The organism is Gilliamella sp. X-57 (genome assembly GCF_057063565.1).
On the sequence record NZ_JBXSQI010000019.1, the window covers coordinates 1 to 16,618 of the forward strand.

Annotated in this window: 15 protein-coding genes; 7 read left to right on the top strand and 8 right to left on the bottom strand. The window is 34.3% G+C overall.

The window, feature by feature from the left end:
• The 5 genes from ACYIAL_RS09475 to ACYIAL_RS09495 form a co-directional block, all read right to left on the bottom strand.
• Nucleotides 1-181 (bottom strand): transposase (locus ACYIAL_RS09475; RefSeq protein WP_255306853.1); only part of this gene is annotated, 181 nt, incomplete at its 3' end.
• 203 nt (nt 182-384) lie between these two features.
• Complete coding sequence (locus tag ACYIAL_RS09480) at nt 385-2,325, bottom strand: DUF3732 domain-containing protein (RefSeq protein WP_483751531.1); 1,941 nt, start codon at nt 2,323-2,325, stop codon at nt 385-387.
• Entirely contained in the window at nt 2,322-2,804 is a 483-nt protein-coding gene (locus ACYIAL_RS09485; protein ID WP_174796435.1) for a three component ABC system middle component, read from the bottom strand. Before ACYIAL_RS09485 ends, ACYIAL_RS09480 begins: the two co-directional genes overlap by 4 nt.
• A complete protein-coding gene (locus tag ACYIAL_RS09490) occupies nt 2,801-3,157 on the bottom strand; it encodes a hypothetical protein (RefSeq protein ID WP_483751532.1) in 357 nt (118 codons plus the stop codon). Before ACYIAL_RS09490 ends, ACYIAL_RS09485 begins: the two co-directional genes overlap by 4 nt.
• The gene (locus tag ACYIAL_RS09495) at nt 3,111-4,052 is read right to left on the bottom strand and encodes a hypothetical protein (protein WP_483751533.1); all 942 of its coding nucleotides are present in this window, start codon (nt 4,050-4,052) and stop codon (nt 3,111-3,113) included. The genes ACYIAL_RS09490 and ACYIAL_RS09495 overlap by 47 nt, the downstream gene beginning before the upstream one ends.
• A gap of 383 nt (nt 4,053-4,435) precedes the next feature.
• Here ACYIAL_RS09495 and recN point away from each other — a divergent pair, with 383 nt between their 5' ends.
• From recN to ACYIAL_RS09520, 5 genes are all read left to right on the top strand, one after another.
• Nucleotides 4,436-6,097 (top strand): DNA repair protein RecN, encoded by a 1,662-nt coding sequence (recN, locus tag ACYIAL_RS09500; protein ID WP_483751534.1) that lies wholly within the window; start codon nt 4,436-4,438, stop codon nt 6,095-6,097.
• Nucleotides 6,098-6,148: 51 nt separating this feature from the next.
• Nucleotides 6,149-7,375, top strand: a complete 1,227-nt coding sequence (coaBC, locus tag ACYIAL_RS09505) for a bifunctional phosphopantothenoylcysteine decarboxylase/phosphopantothenate--cysteine ligase CoaBC (protein WP_483751535.1) — start codon at nt 6,149-6,151, stop codon at nt 7,373-7,375.
• Nucleotides 7,359-7,817 carry a dUTP diphosphatase gene (dut, locus tag ACYIAL_RS09510; protein WP_483751566.1) on the top strand — a complete coding sequence of 153 codons (459 nt, stop codon included), beginning with the start codon at nt 7,359-7,361 and terminating at the stop codon, nt 7,815-7,817. Before coaBC ends, dut begins: the two co-directional genes overlap by 17 nt.
• Nucleotides 7,814-8,407 carry a nucleoid occlusion factor SlmA gene (slmA, locus tag ACYIAL_RS09515; RefSeq protein WP_065637987.1) on the top strand — a complete coding sequence of 198 codons (594 nt, stop codon included), beginning with the start codon at nt 7,814-7,816 and terminating at the stop codon, nt 8,405-8,407. Before dut ends, slmA begins: the two co-directional genes overlap by 4 nt.
• A 61-nt stretch (nt 8,408-8,468) precedes the next feature.
• On the top strand, nt 8,469-9,302 hold the full coding sequence (locus ACYIAL_RS09520) for a mechanosensitive ion channel domain-containing protein (protein ID WP_160431415.1): 834 nt from the start codon (nt 8,469-8,471) through the stop codon (nt 9,300-9,302).
• A 60-nt stretch (nt 9,303-9,362) separates the two neighbouring features.
• Here the strand turns inward: ACYIAL_RS09520 and cysE are convergent, their stop codons facing one another.
• Together cysE and ACYIAL_RS09530 are read right to left on the bottom strand one after the other, a co-directional pair.
• Nucleotides 9,363-10,124, bottom strand: coding sequence for a serine O-acetyltransferase (gene cysE / locus ACYIAL_RS09525; RefSeq protein WP_483751567.1), 762 nt, complete (start codon nt 10,122-10,124; stop codon nt 9,363-9,365).
• A gap of 188 nt (nt 10,125-10,312) precedes the next feature.
• The gene (locus ACYIAL_RS09530) at nt 10,313-11,554 is read right to left on the bottom strand and encodes an oligosaccharide MFS transporter (RefSeq protein WP_483751536.1); all 1,242 of its coding nucleotides are present in this window, start codon (nt 11,552-11,554) and stop codon (nt 10,313-10,315) included.
• Between the two features lie 208 nt (nt 11,555-11,762).
• Between ACYIAL_RS09530 and ACYIAL_RS09535 the strand changes: the two genes are divergently transcribed.
• Together ACYIAL_RS09535 and ACYIAL_RS09540 are read left to right on the top strand one after the other, a co-directional pair.
• Complete coding sequence (locus ACYIAL_RS09535; RefSeq protein ID WP_483751537.1) at nt 11,763-12,767, top strand: LacI family DNA-binding transcriptional regulator; 1,005 nt, start codon at nt 11,763-11,765, stop codon at nt 12,765-12,767.
• A 471-nt stretch (nt 12,768-13,238) separates the two neighbouring features.
• Nucleotides 13,239-14,720 (top strand): SulP family inorganic anion transporter, encoded by a 1,482-nt coding sequence (locus ACYIAL_RS09540; protein ID WP_483751538.1) that lies wholly within the window; start codon nt 13,239-13,241, stop codon nt 14,718-14,720.
• Between the two features lie 132 nt (nt 14,721-14,852).
• Here the strand turns inward: ACYIAL_RS09540 and ACYIAL_RS09545 are convergent, their stop codons facing one another.
• On the bottom strand, nt 14,853-16,322 hold the full coding sequence (locus ACYIAL_RS09545) for a glycoside hydrolase family 32 protein (protein WP_483751539.1): 1,470 nt from the start codon (nt 16,320-16,322) through the stop codon (nt 14,853-14,855).
• Nucleotides 16,323-16,618: the final 296 nt, after the last annotated feature.

Sequence of the window (16,618 nt, forward strand, 5' to 3'; positions counted from 1 at the left end):
TTTCGGCCTCCAGCTCCTTTAAGCGTTTGATGTCCGAAGTTTCCATTCCGCCGTATTTTTCCCGCCATTTATAGAAAGTTGAATTCCCCATGCCATATTTACGACAGAGTTCCTTGACAGGAATACCAGCTTCAGCTTCTTTTAAAATAGCGACGATTTGATGTTCAGTCATTTTTTTCATAATTAAATCCCCTTTACTTTTATCATAGAGAATTTTCTACTTTTTTGCTGTACTATTTTAGGGGATAGTTACATATTTACATTGAAATTAATGCTTTACTAAGAAAAGGCGTTTCAATTGCGAAAATTTTGGCGATTACGATGGAAAGTATTGTTGGAAAAATTAAGGACAATTGATATTGCCCTTTTCATAACCATGTGTCGTTAAATTAATTTATTACCATCCGTTGTCCAACGTTTTCTTACAAACTGATCAAATTCAGGCTCATCTGCATGCTCCAGTAATATTACTTGAGTATCAACATTATATTCATCCTTTATAGTCTGAATTTCTCTGAGGATAACATTAAATATATTTTTTACTTGAATGATATTTTCATCAAATGTTTTTTCAGGATCAGCACCTTCTTCCAAAGAAGTAATTTTCGTAATTGCTCTTGGAAAATAAACTTGACTTGGTTGATCAATAAAAAGGAATGCTGGCATTGAAGAGTTTTCTTTGCAAATTAAATGCAATAATGCGAGAAATAAAGATAGATGACAAGCTAGCCAGTTTGCTCCACTTCCCATCTCAGACAATCTTATTTTTTCGTTATTGTGGTTATAATAAAATTCAAAATCTTTTAAATTAAAATACATTCTACCTGGTTGCAACTCTTTCTCAAAATCTAATTGCTGACTGATAGATGTCATTTTTTCACTTAAAAAATAATTGGCGCGATCAATTTTTTGTTCTAAATTATATATTTTTAATTGTTTTTTTATATCTCTAATTTCTTTTTCATAACCTATAACATCAAAAAAGTTTTCCCCTAATGTTGGTTTTTCTTGAATTTGTTCTAAGACGATTTGAATTCTTCCCTTCAATACCAATAAACTATCGCGTAAACTTCTATGTTTATTATTTTCTTTTAAAGTTTCTTGTAGGTTTCTAATTTGAGCATTAATTTCACGGATTTTATTTTTTAATTCATCTTTTTTTTCTATCAGCAATAATAAATGTTCTGTATTATCACTTTTATAAGATACTATTTTCCTTAATTCCTTTAATAGCTCAATTCTTGACAAATGAGCTAGCTCGACTCGCTTATTAACTTCATTCACATGGTTATTACATAAAGGGCATTCATAATTGGTGTGATCATTTTTTTCAGGAATTGAATCTATTATTCTAGTTATATTCTTTTCATATGTGAAAAGCTCACTACCATTATTATCTATTTTTTTTATTAATTTATTAGTTTCACTTAGCTGCTCTCTAAATTTTATGCGTTGTTCTTCTAAGTTCTCTAGTGTTTCTGCAACATCGCTATTTTCATAAATATTTTGGGGTATTCCTGGTAATTCTTTGGCAATTTTTTTTAATTCATCAATAGTAACATTATCTTCTAAAACTAATCCCAATGCTTGATAATATTGTAAAATAGGCATTCTTAATTTGTATAATTGTTCTACTAACTTCTTTTCTTTACTAATTTTATCTCTTGTATTTTGCTTTAACTCTTTATTTAATCTTTCTAAACGTTGATTTAAAGCATAATATTTACCATCAACCCAACCTAAAAAAATAGGAAATTGAGAGATAACATCTTTTCTTTTATAAAAATCATCAAATCGATAAAAAAAACTATGTTTATTTGCAATCAGGTTTTGATGTTGAAAAATTAAAGATATCGTATTTCTTATGGATACTTTACCAGCTAGCCTTCTATCTGTATCTTTGCTTACTCTTGTATCGGATACAAACAACCCAAATTGTTCTTCAGTTTCTTTTTGAATTTCTTTAAAAGGACGAAGTTGTTTATGATTAAAATAACTTAAATCAAAAGAATCAAGAAAAGTTGCATCAGATTCAATGGAAAAGTATTCACTTGCTCTAAACTCACTATTCCAATTTGGTCTAGCTAATACAATAAAACATGTTTTAAACTCTAATACAATTGAATATAGATAAGTAAATTCAGTTATTTTACCCACAGGAATTGTTGAACGTGAAGCAAAAAGACAATAATCAACTATTTCTAAAAGAGCACTTTTCCCTGTTTTTGAATCACCAGTTATTACATTTAGTCCTTTCTCCAAAGAAACTTCTCTTTTTCTACCATCCTTAGCAAAAAGAACAATACTTTTTAATGTTGCCTTCATAAATTTGTTATCCTAAATTTTAAAAAAATAGTAAGGTAGTCCTCTTTAGCCAATATAATTCCTAATTGGTAAGCTGCTTTAATGTAATCTTTTTTACTATTTGAAATATTTTTATATAATAATGGATTTGATATTGAAATATATTTGTCAAACTTTAGTTGAGTAAAATTGCTTAAGTAAATCAAACCATTTTGTGTTGTATTCTTAAATCTTAGGTATTGGTCATTTTGCTCTGCTAAGGCGTTTTTTAAGTCTAATGATACATTATTAAAAAATGTTGTATTTATATTTGAATTAGATCTTGAAATGATTAAACGGTTTCGAATTGCTTCATTAAAGATAAATGGTAAAACCATATAAATAAGCTCTAATTTAATGCCTTCAGCTTTTACTGATTGTGCTCCACTTAAGAAATAATGTAAAAGCTCTGCAACCCATGGGGGAGAATAAATTGCATTAGCTAGTCGACCGATTTTCATGTAATATCCTCGTCATTAAATACCCAAGAAAATTTTTCTTCATCAACATTGTGATGTATTCTACCATTCTGATAATACATTCCTGTATCACTGACATTTGGGATATCTATTTTTTCAGTATTCCCGACACAATCATGGTAAAGTTGCCTAGAAAAATATAAAAGCTCCTCGCTATTAATATTTTTTTCTTGAATATTTTCTGCATGTTTCTGTTTTTTATTTCTTAAACGATCCAAAATAGTTTCATTATGATTTTCTAAAATATTAGAAAGAGTATCTGCATATTTATTTATTAATTGTATATGGCTATTTTGTGCACGAAGGTAATCTGAAACAGCAGTTAAAATAGCCATTTTTTTTTAATTTTATTTTTTCTAACTCGTTAATGAATTTAAATTTGCACTCTTTAATATCAAAATGTATTTCGTTTTGAGATACAAAAGGAAATGGGATCTTTTCTCTTTTAAAAACTTTAGAAAATAATGTTAGTTTTTCATCCATATCATTAACATCTATGCACCATTTTTTATGTTCAATAATTGCTTGTTTATTGAATTGCCCATATAGCCAATGTAATGCATCTTCTTTAGATTTACAAAAATGATGAATAAGTCGACCATCCTTTATTAAATTATTCCATTTATTTTCAACTGATTCCTGAGATGATTTAATTGAAAATCGCTCAAGAACGGAATTAAGTTTAACTTTTAACTTATCGGAAAAAATGAAATCATAGTACTTTTGTATAGTACTCACTGGACTATGTGATTTTAAAATTTCATATTTTTCCTTAACATTTTTATCATTCCAATTATAAAAAATTGACTCAATAGGCACATCTGAGGTGGTATGTAAAATGAAATATTCAACAGTATCAGTATTTTCTTTTAAAAAGTTATATAATGTTTTCCAGAAATCTACAGAATTACTTGTTAAATCATGATGTTCTAAATGACTTTTAGTTTCAATAATAGTAGTACCATCATATATATCACCATAGCATTCTAACCAAATAGTTTGGTTCTTTTTTGCATTAAAATAAGATTCAATAGCAATTAAAACTTGATAGACATACCCTAAATATTTGGGCGTAGCTTGATTAGAAAATATTTTATCCATAAAAGCTAACCTTTTATTTTTAGTCATTTTAATTATAATGATTGGCAAAATTATTACATAAAATAAGTCATCAGTAAAACCTTTCATTGAATTAAATTTAATCACAATATTATAATAAGAAATCACCATAACCACGATTCCTTTCAATCATTTTGATGAATCAACTGTAAATCATATAAAAATATTGCATACCGCATAGGTGGATTTGTTACGATTTCATATAAATAACGCTTACTTAATATAATGGGAAGCTGCGTATTGATAAAACCCGAAATACCTAAAGTTAGGTTTCCTTTATGCACACAAAGTGGGAATATCTTGACTAAGACTATACGTAAATTTTGCTTTTGGAGGTGCACTTAATCATTATTGTCAATATTGATACGGCAGAATCCCCCCGTGTGCTTTCCCCCCAAAATTTCGAAAAAATAAAAACAATCACCTGTATTTATTTACAGTGTTTTTACTGCTATACTGCCAATATTATAACTAGCCTTATGTATTAATTTATTATGATAACTCAACTAACTATTAATAATTTTGCTATTGTGGATCAGCTTCTTGTTGACTTTACTACGGGGATGACCGCTATTACGGGTGAAACGGGCGCGGGGAAATCTATTGCTATTGATGCATTAGGATTATGTTTGGGTAATCGTTCTGATGCCTCATCTATTCGGCATGGTGCTGATCGTGTTGATATTTCAGCTTGCTTTGTGCTTGATGATACGCCGGCTGCATTTGCGTGGTTGAGAGAAAATCAGCTTGATGAGGGCAATGAATGCATTTTACGCAGAGTGATTAATCAAGATGGGCGTTCTAAAGCATTTATTAATGGTCGTGCGGTACCTATTTCGCAATTAAAAGATTTGGGGCAAATGTTGATTCAAATTCATGGGCAACATGAACATCAGCGCCTGTTACGCAGTGATTATCAACAGTTGTTACTAAATCATTATATGAATGAACCCACGTTGCTCGCCCAAATGCAGCAAGCCTATAAACAGTGGAAAGAAGCAACACGAGCTTACCAGCAATACCAAACTACACGGCAAGAGCGTGATGCGCATATGCAACTTTTGCAATATCAGTTAAAAGAGTTAAACGAATTTTCACCAATTTCTGTTGAATATCAACAGATTGATGAAGAATATAAACGATTGTCCAACAGTGAACAATTAATCAATCTAAGTCAACAATCTGTGATGTTGTTAGATGAAGCCGATGAATATAACGTCAGTAATTTACTCAGTAGTGTTAAAAATAGTGTTCAAGAATTGGTTGAGCTCGATCCAACTTTACATAATGTTTGTAACATGCTTGACGAGGCTTCCATCCAGATTAAAGAAGCTAGCTACGAACTTCGTCACTATAGTGAACGTTTAGAGATTGATCCAGCTCGCGTTATGCAGCTTGAACAGCGATTATCTAAACAAATTGCTTTAGCGCGTAAACATCATGTTGCTCCCGAAGCATTACCCGATTTGCATCAGACCTTGTTAGCTGAATTTAAACAAATTAATCAACAGGATGAACAAAGCGAACAACTTAAAACTGATATTAGTAAATACCATCAACTCGCGGTTGACATTGCCGCTAAATTGCATCAAAAAAGGATCACAATAAGTAAAACTTTAGCCAAAAAAGTAACCACCATTATGCATGAACTATCTATGCCAAATGGACAATTTAGTATCGATATCGCTTTTGACGAAAATCGATTAAATGAAGATGGCGCCGATCAAGTCATCTTTTTAGTCAGCACCAACGCTGGTCAAAATCCACAACCGCTTGCTAAAGTGGCATCTGGTGGTGAATTATCACGTATTGCCTTAGCCATTCAAGTTTTAACAGCGCAAAAAATGGATACTCCTGCTTTAATTTTTGATGAAATTGATGTTGGTATTAGTGGTCCAACTGCCGCTAAAGTGGGGCAACTATTAAGGCAACTTGGGCAATCGACCCAAGTAATTACCGTCACACACTTACCACAAGTGGCAGGGCAAGCAAATCAGCACTATTTTGTTAGTAAACAAACAGATAGCAAACAAACCTCAACCGATATGCAAAAATTGGATGAAAATGGACGGTTAAATGAGTTAGCCAGATTATTAGGTGGCGATAAAATTACAGAGGCAACATTAGCCAATGCAAAAGAGCTACTTATTATCTAACTGAATTGTGGTAATATAGCGCTTTCATCTTGATGTGAAGGAAGCTTGATCATGAGTCTATCGGGTAAACATATTTTGTTAGGCATTACAGGTGGCATTGCTGCATATAAATGCCCTGATCTTGTTCGCCATTTAAAAAAAGCCGGTGCGCAAGTACATGTCGTGCTGACTGATTCAGCTAGCCATTTTGTGACTAAAATGACCCTGCAAGCTGTTTCTGGCAATCAAGTATCTTGTGATCTCTTTGATCCATCGGCCGAGCTTTCTATGAGTCATATTGCACTGGCCAAATGGGCTGATTTAGTCTTAATTGCGCCAGCAACTGCCAATATTATTGCCAAAATGGCCAATGGTATTGCTGATGACCTGTTATCAACCATTTGCTTAGCCACGCCAGTACCAATAGCCATTGCTCCAGCAATGAATCAACAAATGTATAAAGCTGTGGCGACTCAACATAATTTATCAGTATTAGCCTCAAGAAATACCTTGATTTTAGGACCAGATAACGGGTTCCAAGCCTGTGGTGATATTGGACCAGGTCGTATGCTTGAGCCACACGCAATTGTTGAAGAAATTGTACACTATTTTAAAGCAACTTCAGTACTTTCAGACATATCCATTACCATTACAGCAGGCCCAACCATCGAAGAAATCGATCCAGTTCGTTACATTAGTAATTACAGTTCAGGAAAAATGGGCTTTGCAATTGCAAACGCGGCGGCGCAAATGGGGGCTACCGTTACATTAATTAGTGGACCAGTCCATTTAGATACGCCAAATGGTGTCAAGCGAATTGACGTTAAAAGCGCTAAACAGATGTATGATGAAGCATTAAATTGCGCGCAAAAATCAACTATTTTCATTTCGTGCGCGGCGGTTGCCGATTATCATGCCAAAACAATTGCGCCACAAAAAATCAAAAAAACCAGCGATAACGACGAACTTATTATTGAATTAGTAAAAAACCCAGATATTGTCGCAAGTGTCGCAGCACTAAAAACGAATCGCCCTTTTGTGGTAGGATTTGCAGCAGAAACTCATGATGTCAAAACTTATGCACTAAAAAAATTAATCACAAAAAATCTAGATTTAATTTGCGCTAATGATGTTTCAGACAAAACCATCGGCTTTAATTCTGATCAAAATACATTAACGCTATATTGGCAAAATGGTGAGCAAACGTTACCATTAAGCAGTAAACAACAATTAGCAACACAGTTACTTCAAGCTGTTATAACACGATATAAAGCGAGTCATGATGAAAAGAAAAATTGATATAAAAGTATTAGACCAACGTTTGGGTAATGAATTTCCACTCCCAACCTATGCAACCGCAGGATCTGCTGGTATTGATTTACGCGCGATGTTCGATAAAACTACGGAAATCAAACCCGGCGAAACTATCTTAACGCCGACGGGCTTATCAATGCATATTGCCGATCCTTGTTTGGCTGCCTTAGTATTACCTCGTTCAGGGCTTGGTTCAAAAAATGGTATTGTGCTTGGTAATTTGGTTGGTTTAATCGATTCTGATTATCAAGGTCAATTATTTGTTCCCGTTTGGAATCGTAGTCAAACACCTTTTGTTATTGAGGCAGGCGATCGAATTGCCCAATTAATTATTGTTCCGGTTGTACAAGCCGAATTTAACATTGTTGATGAATTTGTTGAGTCAGCGCGTGGAGAAGGTGGATTTGGGCATTCGGGTAAAAAATGACTGTGAGTAGCAAAAATAAAAATCGTAAAGAAGATATCTTACAAGCATTGGCAAAAATGCTTGAATCCAATGAAGGCACTCAACGAATTACAACGGCCAAATTAGCCGCAACAGTCGGTGTGTCTGAAGCAGCGCTATATCGACATTTTCCAAGCAAAACAAAAATGTTTGAAAGCTTAATTGTTTATATTGAAGATATTTTGTTATCGCGCATTAATGTGATCATTCAAGATGAGCCTAATACCTTTACGCGTTTACAACTTATTCTTGCGTTGATATTAGGCTTTTCTGAAAAAAACCCGGGATTAACTAGAATTATGACCGGTCATGCGTTAATGTTTGAACAAGAACAGTTACAAGAGCGGATTAGCCAACTATTTGAACGCATTGAAACTCAAATTAAACAAGTTTTACGTGAACGAAAAATTCGTGAGGGAGTGGCTTTTATAACAGACGAACGGATTTTATCTAGCCAGTTATTAGCTTATTGTGAAGGTATGATGGCGCGTTATTCTCGTTCAGGTTTTAAATATCTACCAACCACTAATTTTGATACACGTTGGAGTTTATTAGTTAAACAACTGGTTTAGCCAATTTTGCACTAAAACACATTAACAGAAATTTCTATTCCCTATTACCGAGGATAATAAGATGAATTTTGAAGATTTCTTAAATCATACCCTTACCTTTATCAAACGATATGATGGGGTTGTATTTAGCTATATCGCTCATTTCTGCTTTGCTATTCTTATTTTTGTTATTGGTAGAACGATTGCTAGATTTATTAGCAACCAATTAAAACGGATATTATTCAACCGACACGTTGATCCGACCGTTGTTAAATTTGTCAGTGCTTTGTCTTATTATGCCTTCATTGTCATAACATTAGTGGCGGTTTTAGGGCAATTAGGCGTACAAACGGCCTCGATTGTTGCTGTTATTGGTGCCGCTGGTTTAGCGATTGGTTTGGCATTACAAGGTTCGCTATCTAACTTTGCCGCTGGGGTTATTTTAATTATTTTTCGTCCATTTAAAGTTGGTGAAACTGTTGTCATCAATAGCCAGCAAGGCGTTATTGATTCTATACAAATTTTTTCAACCTCTATTGTTACCCCAACGAATGAACTTGTTGTGATCCCGAATAGTCAGGTAGTGAGTGCCAACATTATTAACTATACACGTTTACCTGAAAGACGTTTAGATTTAGTGATTAATGTGGGATATAATTCAGATATTCAAAAAGTTTATCAAGTGTTAAAACAAGCCGTTGATAAAACTAATAATATATTAACCACCAAAGAGCCAACCATTCGATTAGATGTGTTAGATGCTTCCTCAATGAATTTTAATGTTTTAGTTTGGACATTAAATGAAAATTATGGTGTAGTGAAAGGCGAGCTGCTTGAAAATATCAAAAATGGATTAACTGCAAATAATATTAATATTCCATATCCAACCATGGATGTAAACCTTAATACTAAGTAGCCATTTATAAAAACTCCATTGCTCCCTTTCAATGGAGTTTTATTTATCATTTGCTAGTGATTAAAGATCTTGATCCATATTTAAAGCTGGCTTATCGCAATCAGGACAACCCACTACTTTTGCTGGCACGCCGGCAACGGTGGTATGCGGTGGCACAGGATCTAACACAACTGAACCCGCACCAATTTTAGCCCCTTTGCCTATTTCAATATTGCCTAAAATCGTGGAGTGCGCACCAATCATTACACCCTCACGAATTTTTGGGTGGCGATCACCATTTTGTTTACCCGTGCCACCTAAGGTGACGGATTGTAAAATAGAAACATCGTTTTCAATTACCACGGTTTCACCAATCACAATGCCTGTCGCATGATCAAACATCACCCCATAGCCAATTTTTGCTGCTGGGTGAATATCTACCCCAAACACTATCGCAATCTGGCTTTGTAAAAAAATCGCCAATGATTTACGGTTTTGCTGCCAAAGCCAATGTGCAATTCGATAAGCTTGTAGTGATAAAAAACCTTTGTAATAAAGCAGTGGCGTTGAATAATAATGAGTTGCTGGATCGCGAATATAGACAGCTAGAATATCGTTTATTGCGGACTGAATAATATTTTCATCAGCTTTATATGCTTGCCGAGCAATTTCACGAATTTCAATAGCCGGCATAACCTGAGAAACAAGCTTATTAGCTAAAATATAGCTTAAAGCACTACCCAGATCTTCATGATTGAGTAAAGTTGCATGGAAATAACTCGCCAGCATTGGTTCGCTTTCGACTAATGTCGATGCTTCTTGTCGAATGGCTTGCCACAACATCTCGGGTTTAACAACTATTTTTGCATCGTTCACGACATGTTCCTGTACACAATAACTAAAATTGTTAACATTGTTTCGCAAACTTAACCTAGAAGCAAGTTTTGTATTCATTTATCATCACGTTAAAAAACAAAATGGAAATTCCATGTTTCCATTTTGTTATTATTGTTAGTGCGAATTTAAAATTATTATTGTTTTGATTTTTGCTCATCGCTTAAAGTAAATATTGCTATCACCGAAGTCAGTAAAACAACACCGGCAAGGACATAAAATGTTGTCGCATATCCGGTATTATCAAATAATTTACCAACTAGCCATGACAACACAATAACACCAAGATTGGATGAAATATTAAATCCAACTAAATAAAGGGTCGCCGATAATCTTGCATCAAAATTACCGACGATATACTTAAACATCGCCAAAATAAATAGTGGAATTTCAATTGCATGAAATAGTTTTACTAATGAAATAAAATAAACATTATCCAATGTTGCTGATAATGCAATTCGGCAAATCATAACTAGTGCTGCAACTAACAATGACTTTTTAGCTCCCATTTTGTTAATAAAATAAGGTGCAATAATCATACAAGTTGCTTCTAAAAAAACTTGGAAAGAATTTAAATAGCCATAAACTTGATAACCATCTTCTTTCTTTTCAAAAAAACTGGTATAAAAATTCGGAAATAATTGCTGATCATAGATGGTATAAAAGCTGTAAGTACCAATCACAAATAAGACAAACAACCAAAATTTTTGTAAACCAAATAGTGAGAAAATTTCACCCATTGTGGGTATGGTCGATGTTTTTTCTGTTAAAGCAGTATTGTTATTTTCGGTCTGCGACCCTTGATAGTATGTTGGCTTAAATACAATATTAATAATTAAAAAGATAGCGGCAACCACCGATGCCATCCAAAAGTTAATATGCGGATCAATACTAAATAAAATACCGGCAACAAAGGTGGCAGCCGCATAACCAAACGATCCCCAAAAACGCGCAGGACCGAATTCAAAACCAAATAATCGACTAATACGCTCAATAAACGAATCAATCAAAGCACTACCTGAAATAAAACTAGCACTTAAAACAGGGGCGCCGATACACACACCAAAAATAAAATCATTTTTCAATAAAGGCTCATACACATAAATTAAGAATGGACCAATCAGCACCATAATGATACTTTGAAAAGTTACTACCGCTTTTCCTATTTGTAATTTATCTTGGATAATGCCATAGAAGATCATAAAAAACATGGCTGCGGCAGAATTCGCGGCATAAACAATACCTAACTGTTCGCCCGATAAGCCAATTTTACCTTTTAACCAAATGGAATAAAAAGACCACCAAAGCGACCACGCAGCGTAAAACGTAATAAGGTAACCAGACGAGAACCAATAGTTTCTATTTTGTATCATATTCATGTTTATTACTCTTATATTGTTGAAGTTTGATGAAGTTTAACGTTAACATGTTAATGTTAACATTATGACCATATTTAATACGAAATAGATAGAATCGATTATCATAAATGTTAACCTCCTCACACTTTTTATCATTTATATTTGTGGTATCATCTCCCATAAGTAATGACTGATAATCATTTTATCTTGTTAAGCAAAAGGATTAACTATGGCTTCACTTAAAGATGTTGCAAAATTAGCATCTGTTTCACTGATGACGGTTTCACGTGCAATAAATAATCCTGACAAATTAAATAAAGAAACCTATAAACGCGTTAAACAAGCTATTGAGCAACTTAATTATGTGCCTGATTTATCGGCAAGAAAGATTCGTGGTGATAACTCGGGACCTTGTGCTATTGGTGTTTTAGCATTAGAAACCGCCATGACACCGTTTTCAGTAGAATTACTCCAAGCCATAGAAAAAACAGCCCAAAATCATGGATGGAATACCTTTATTGTTAATTTATTTGATGATAAAGATGCCGATCATGCCATTAATACTCTGTTGTCATATCGCCCTAACGGTATTATCTATACCACAATGGGATTAAGAAAAGTTGAACTACCTGAAAAGCTATTAGATAAAAATGTTGTATTAGCTAACTGCATAAGTGATTCAAAGCAACTCGCTTGCTACATTCCAGATGACTATTTAGGTCAATATCAAGCCATGCAACAGGTCATAAATAAAGGCTATAAAAAGCCACTATGTATCTATTTATCAGAAAACACATTAGCAGGCAAAACCAGACGTAAAGCCGTTGAGCAAGCTTGGCTCGATGCGGGTTATCATTTAAATACTATTACCAGTTATCACACCTCAATATTATCAGATGACCTTGCACAAGAATATATGATGACGGTTGATATATTGAAACAACATTGTCATAAAAAACCTGATTTTGATGTACTGATTTGTGGTAATGATCGAATCGCTTTTGTTGCTTATCAATTTTTACTCGGTCAAGGATTTAATATCCCAAATGATATTGCTGTGTTAGGTTATGATAATATGGTGGGAACGGGTGAACTATTTTATCCTCCATTAACAACCGTCCAGTTGCCTCATTATGAGATTGGTGAACAAGCAGCATTACATATTATTAATAGCAAAAAACAAAAAGAGATAATACAGGTAGCATCACCTTATTTAGAAAGAGCCTCTTTGTAATTGAAATAAAATATATTAGATCAAACCAAATAAAGGCATAGAAAAACAGATCTAAAACATTGTATAACCGCCAATGCCTAATCCCATTTTCAATTTTGTCTATTTTACTTTTAATGATGACGGTTAATTCCGTCATTAAATCCTATAATAAATAGATCTATTGCAACGGCATACATTTAAATTTACATTGTTAGATTAAAATTTTTAAAGCAATAAAAATATTATAACTTTCAACGATAATGTAAAAATTATCCATTGTACAATGGGTTAAGTTCTATTATTATAAAAAAATATAATTTAATTATGGAGTATACCTGTGTAGCTTTTTGCGCGTTCTTTCTATCAAGAATTATTATAGTTACTCGCGTGATGCACACAAGTCATATCTTTTCTATCAACTTTTGATAACCTTATAAATGCATTGCTTCACGCTGTAATTTTCTTTTGTTTTTTCAGTGGTGATTAAATTCAATGCAATCTTTACATAAACAATGGTTTTCCAATATCAAAAATGATGTTCTATCGGGCATTGTTGTAGCACTTGCCCTTATTCCTGAAGCAATTGCTTTTTCAATTATTGCCGGTGTTGACCCTAAAATGGGGCTGTATGCGGCTTTTTGTATAGCGGTTATTACTGCTTTTGCCGGAGGTCGCCCGGGTATGATATCTGCCGCTACCGGTGCAATGGCGCTAGTAATTGCTGGACTGGTTAAAGCACATGGGGTTGAATATTTGCTTGTTGCGACAATCTTATGCGGTATTTTTCAGATTATTGCCGGTTTTCTTCAATTAGGAAACTTAATGCGCTTTGTTTCTCGCTCTGTGGTAACAGGTTTTGTTAATGCATTAGCCATCTTAATTTTCTTAGCACAACTTCCTGAGCTAACCAATGTCACATGGCATGTCTATGCAATGACCATTGCTGGGCTTGGCATAATTTATCTGTTCCCTTATATCCCCAAAATAGGAAAAATGATTCCTTCACCACTACTTTGCATTCTTATTCTTACTGGTATCTATATGTATTTTGGCATGGATATACGCACGGTGGGTGATATGGGTACATTACCCACTAGCTTGCCTACATTTTTACTGCCCAATGTTCCTTTTAACCTTGATACCTTATTGATTATTCTGCCTTACTCCCTTTCATTAGCCATTGTCGGCTTATTAGAATCAATGATGACCGCAACCATTGTAGATGATATTACCGATACACCGAGTGATAAAAACCGAGAATGCAAGGGGCAAGGTATTGCCAATATCGTGACAGGCTTCTTTGGCGGTATGGCGGGGTGCGCAATGATTGGGCAATCAATTATCAATATGAAGTCAGGCGGACGAACGCGTCTATCCTCATTTATAGCCGGAACTGTACTTTTATTATTAGTTGTCTTTTTACAAGACTGGGTAAGCCAAATTCCAATGGCTGCGTTAGTAGCTGTGATGATCATGGTTTCCATAGGAACCTTTAGCTGGGACTCGATTAAGAACCTTAAATCGTACCCACTTTCAACCAATATTGTGATGCTGGCAACTGTAGTTGTCGTTGTATTTACCCATAACCTTGCTTATGGCGTATTTGTTGGGGTATTACTGGCATCACTGTTTTATGCCAATAAAGTCGCTCATTACCTACAAATTCAAACTGAGCAACCCAGCAAGGAACAACGTATTTATACCGTGTATGGACAAGTATTTTTTGCTTCTTCTACCAAATTTATTAGCTCATTTGATTTAAAAGAAGTTGTACAAAAGGTAACAATTGATCTTACCCACGCACATTTTTGGGATATAACCGCTGTAGCAGCTTTAGATAAAGTGGTAATTAAATTCCGCAAAGAAGGGGCACAGGTGGAAGTGTTAGGGCTAAATAAAGCCAGTAGTACAATTGTAGACCATTTTGGCGTTTATGATAAACCCAAGGCGAAACAAACACTAAATAATCACTAAACTAATAGGTAATAAAAATAGCTGCATTGATAGTTTTGCATCATGACTTATTGGTTGTGATTATGTGGAATGAAACAATAAAAATGCAGATTTTAAAACGAAAATTCACTGCCAATAGGCAGTGAATAGACATTACGCATAAATAGACTGCAATTGCCAACTTTCCAATTTTTTAACTTTCGCTTTTCCGTTTTCAGCAAAGAGGTTGATGACTCGCTCGGCTGGTAATTGTGGATAAATACGACTAGTGAGACTATACAAATCATCATTAACAAAAACCTCGACAGATGAGGCATCAACAAAAATATGCAAAGTTAGCTTACCTGTTTTTGGTAACTGTACGCTACGATAACCAGTTAATTCAATCCCCGATAAACTGCGATCAAGTATAAGGCGTTCTGATTGTAGATCAATATACAAAAGTGTCGCCTGCTTACCATCATTAGTTGCTGCTAGTTGTAAACCAAAACGTTCAGCGGTGCTTTGTGTTAAATCAAATTCAATAGTAAGTTCGCAACTAATGGATTGAATATTGGTGTTTTTAAGTTCACTACTCAGTATTATTTCACCAAATGATTCCGGTTTTTCGCGCAATGCTTCAAGTTCTTTAATCGGGCGGTTTCGGACTTTATTATCTTGATCTAAAATGAGTTCACGCGGTAGCGTAAATGCACCAGCCCATTTATCTTTTTTGCTTGGCATCGCTGACTCCCACATATCCATCCAAGCAAACACAATACGACGCCCATCGGCCGCAAGAAATGATTGCGGTGCATAAAAATCATGCCCAAAATCCATCTCTTGAAAAGGTTTAACCGTTGAAAATTGTTGCCCAGGTTGCCAGTTACCCACAATATAGCCCGATTGAAATAGATTGCGATACTGATAGCCTGTTGCTTTCATGCCTTGCGGTGAGAACATCAAAACCCATTTATCACCTAACGGAAAAAAGTCAGGACATTCAAGCATATAAACATCAGGATCGATATCACTTACCACGACATGATCAAATATCCAATTTTTTAAGTCATCTGAACTATAAAGTAAAACTTGCCCCACATCATTTGGCGTTCGTTGACCGACCACCATCCACCACTTGCCATGTTGTTGCCACACTTTAGGATCGCGAAAGTGCATAATGCCATTTTTTGGCGTAAGTACTGCACCTTGCTTTTCAAAATGGACACCATCTTTACTTGTAGCCAAGCATTGCGTTTGACGAATATGCTCATCATTACCCTGACCTGCTAACCAAAGATGACCTGTATAAATTAAGCATAATTCACCATGGTTATCAACAGCTGAGCCAGAAAAACAACCACTTTTATCAAATTCTTGATCAGGAGCAATCGCGATTGGCAATCTACGCCATGTAACCAAATCATCACTAACAGCATGCCCCCAATGCATTGGCCCCCAATTTTCATCATAAGGATGATGCTGATAAAAAGCATGATATTGACCGTTAAAGTAAATCAAACCATTAGGATCATTCATCCAACCTGCTGAGGGTGCTAAATGAAAATGAGGATAGTATTGTTTATTCATCACTTTTTCTAAATTTTTAACAGCTTGATTAGCTTTATCTATAGCAGTAGACATAAAAACCCCTTTTTATCCAATAGTAGATATCTTTATTTAATAGTATCTTAATTTAATTGTTAACGTTAACCATTAATGAAATTAGCGATAAAATATGTGATGATAGTCACACATTTTTAACGTTAACAATGAATTTTTTGCCAAATGATTTAGTCTATGACAAACTTTTAAAAAAATAACCATCATTAATTCAACAATAAATTAAACATCAATGACTTTATTAAAAAGCAAAAAGATGACATATTTTACAAAGCTTAGCGGTAATCTGTATTTATGCTAGATTACCTTAGTCACTA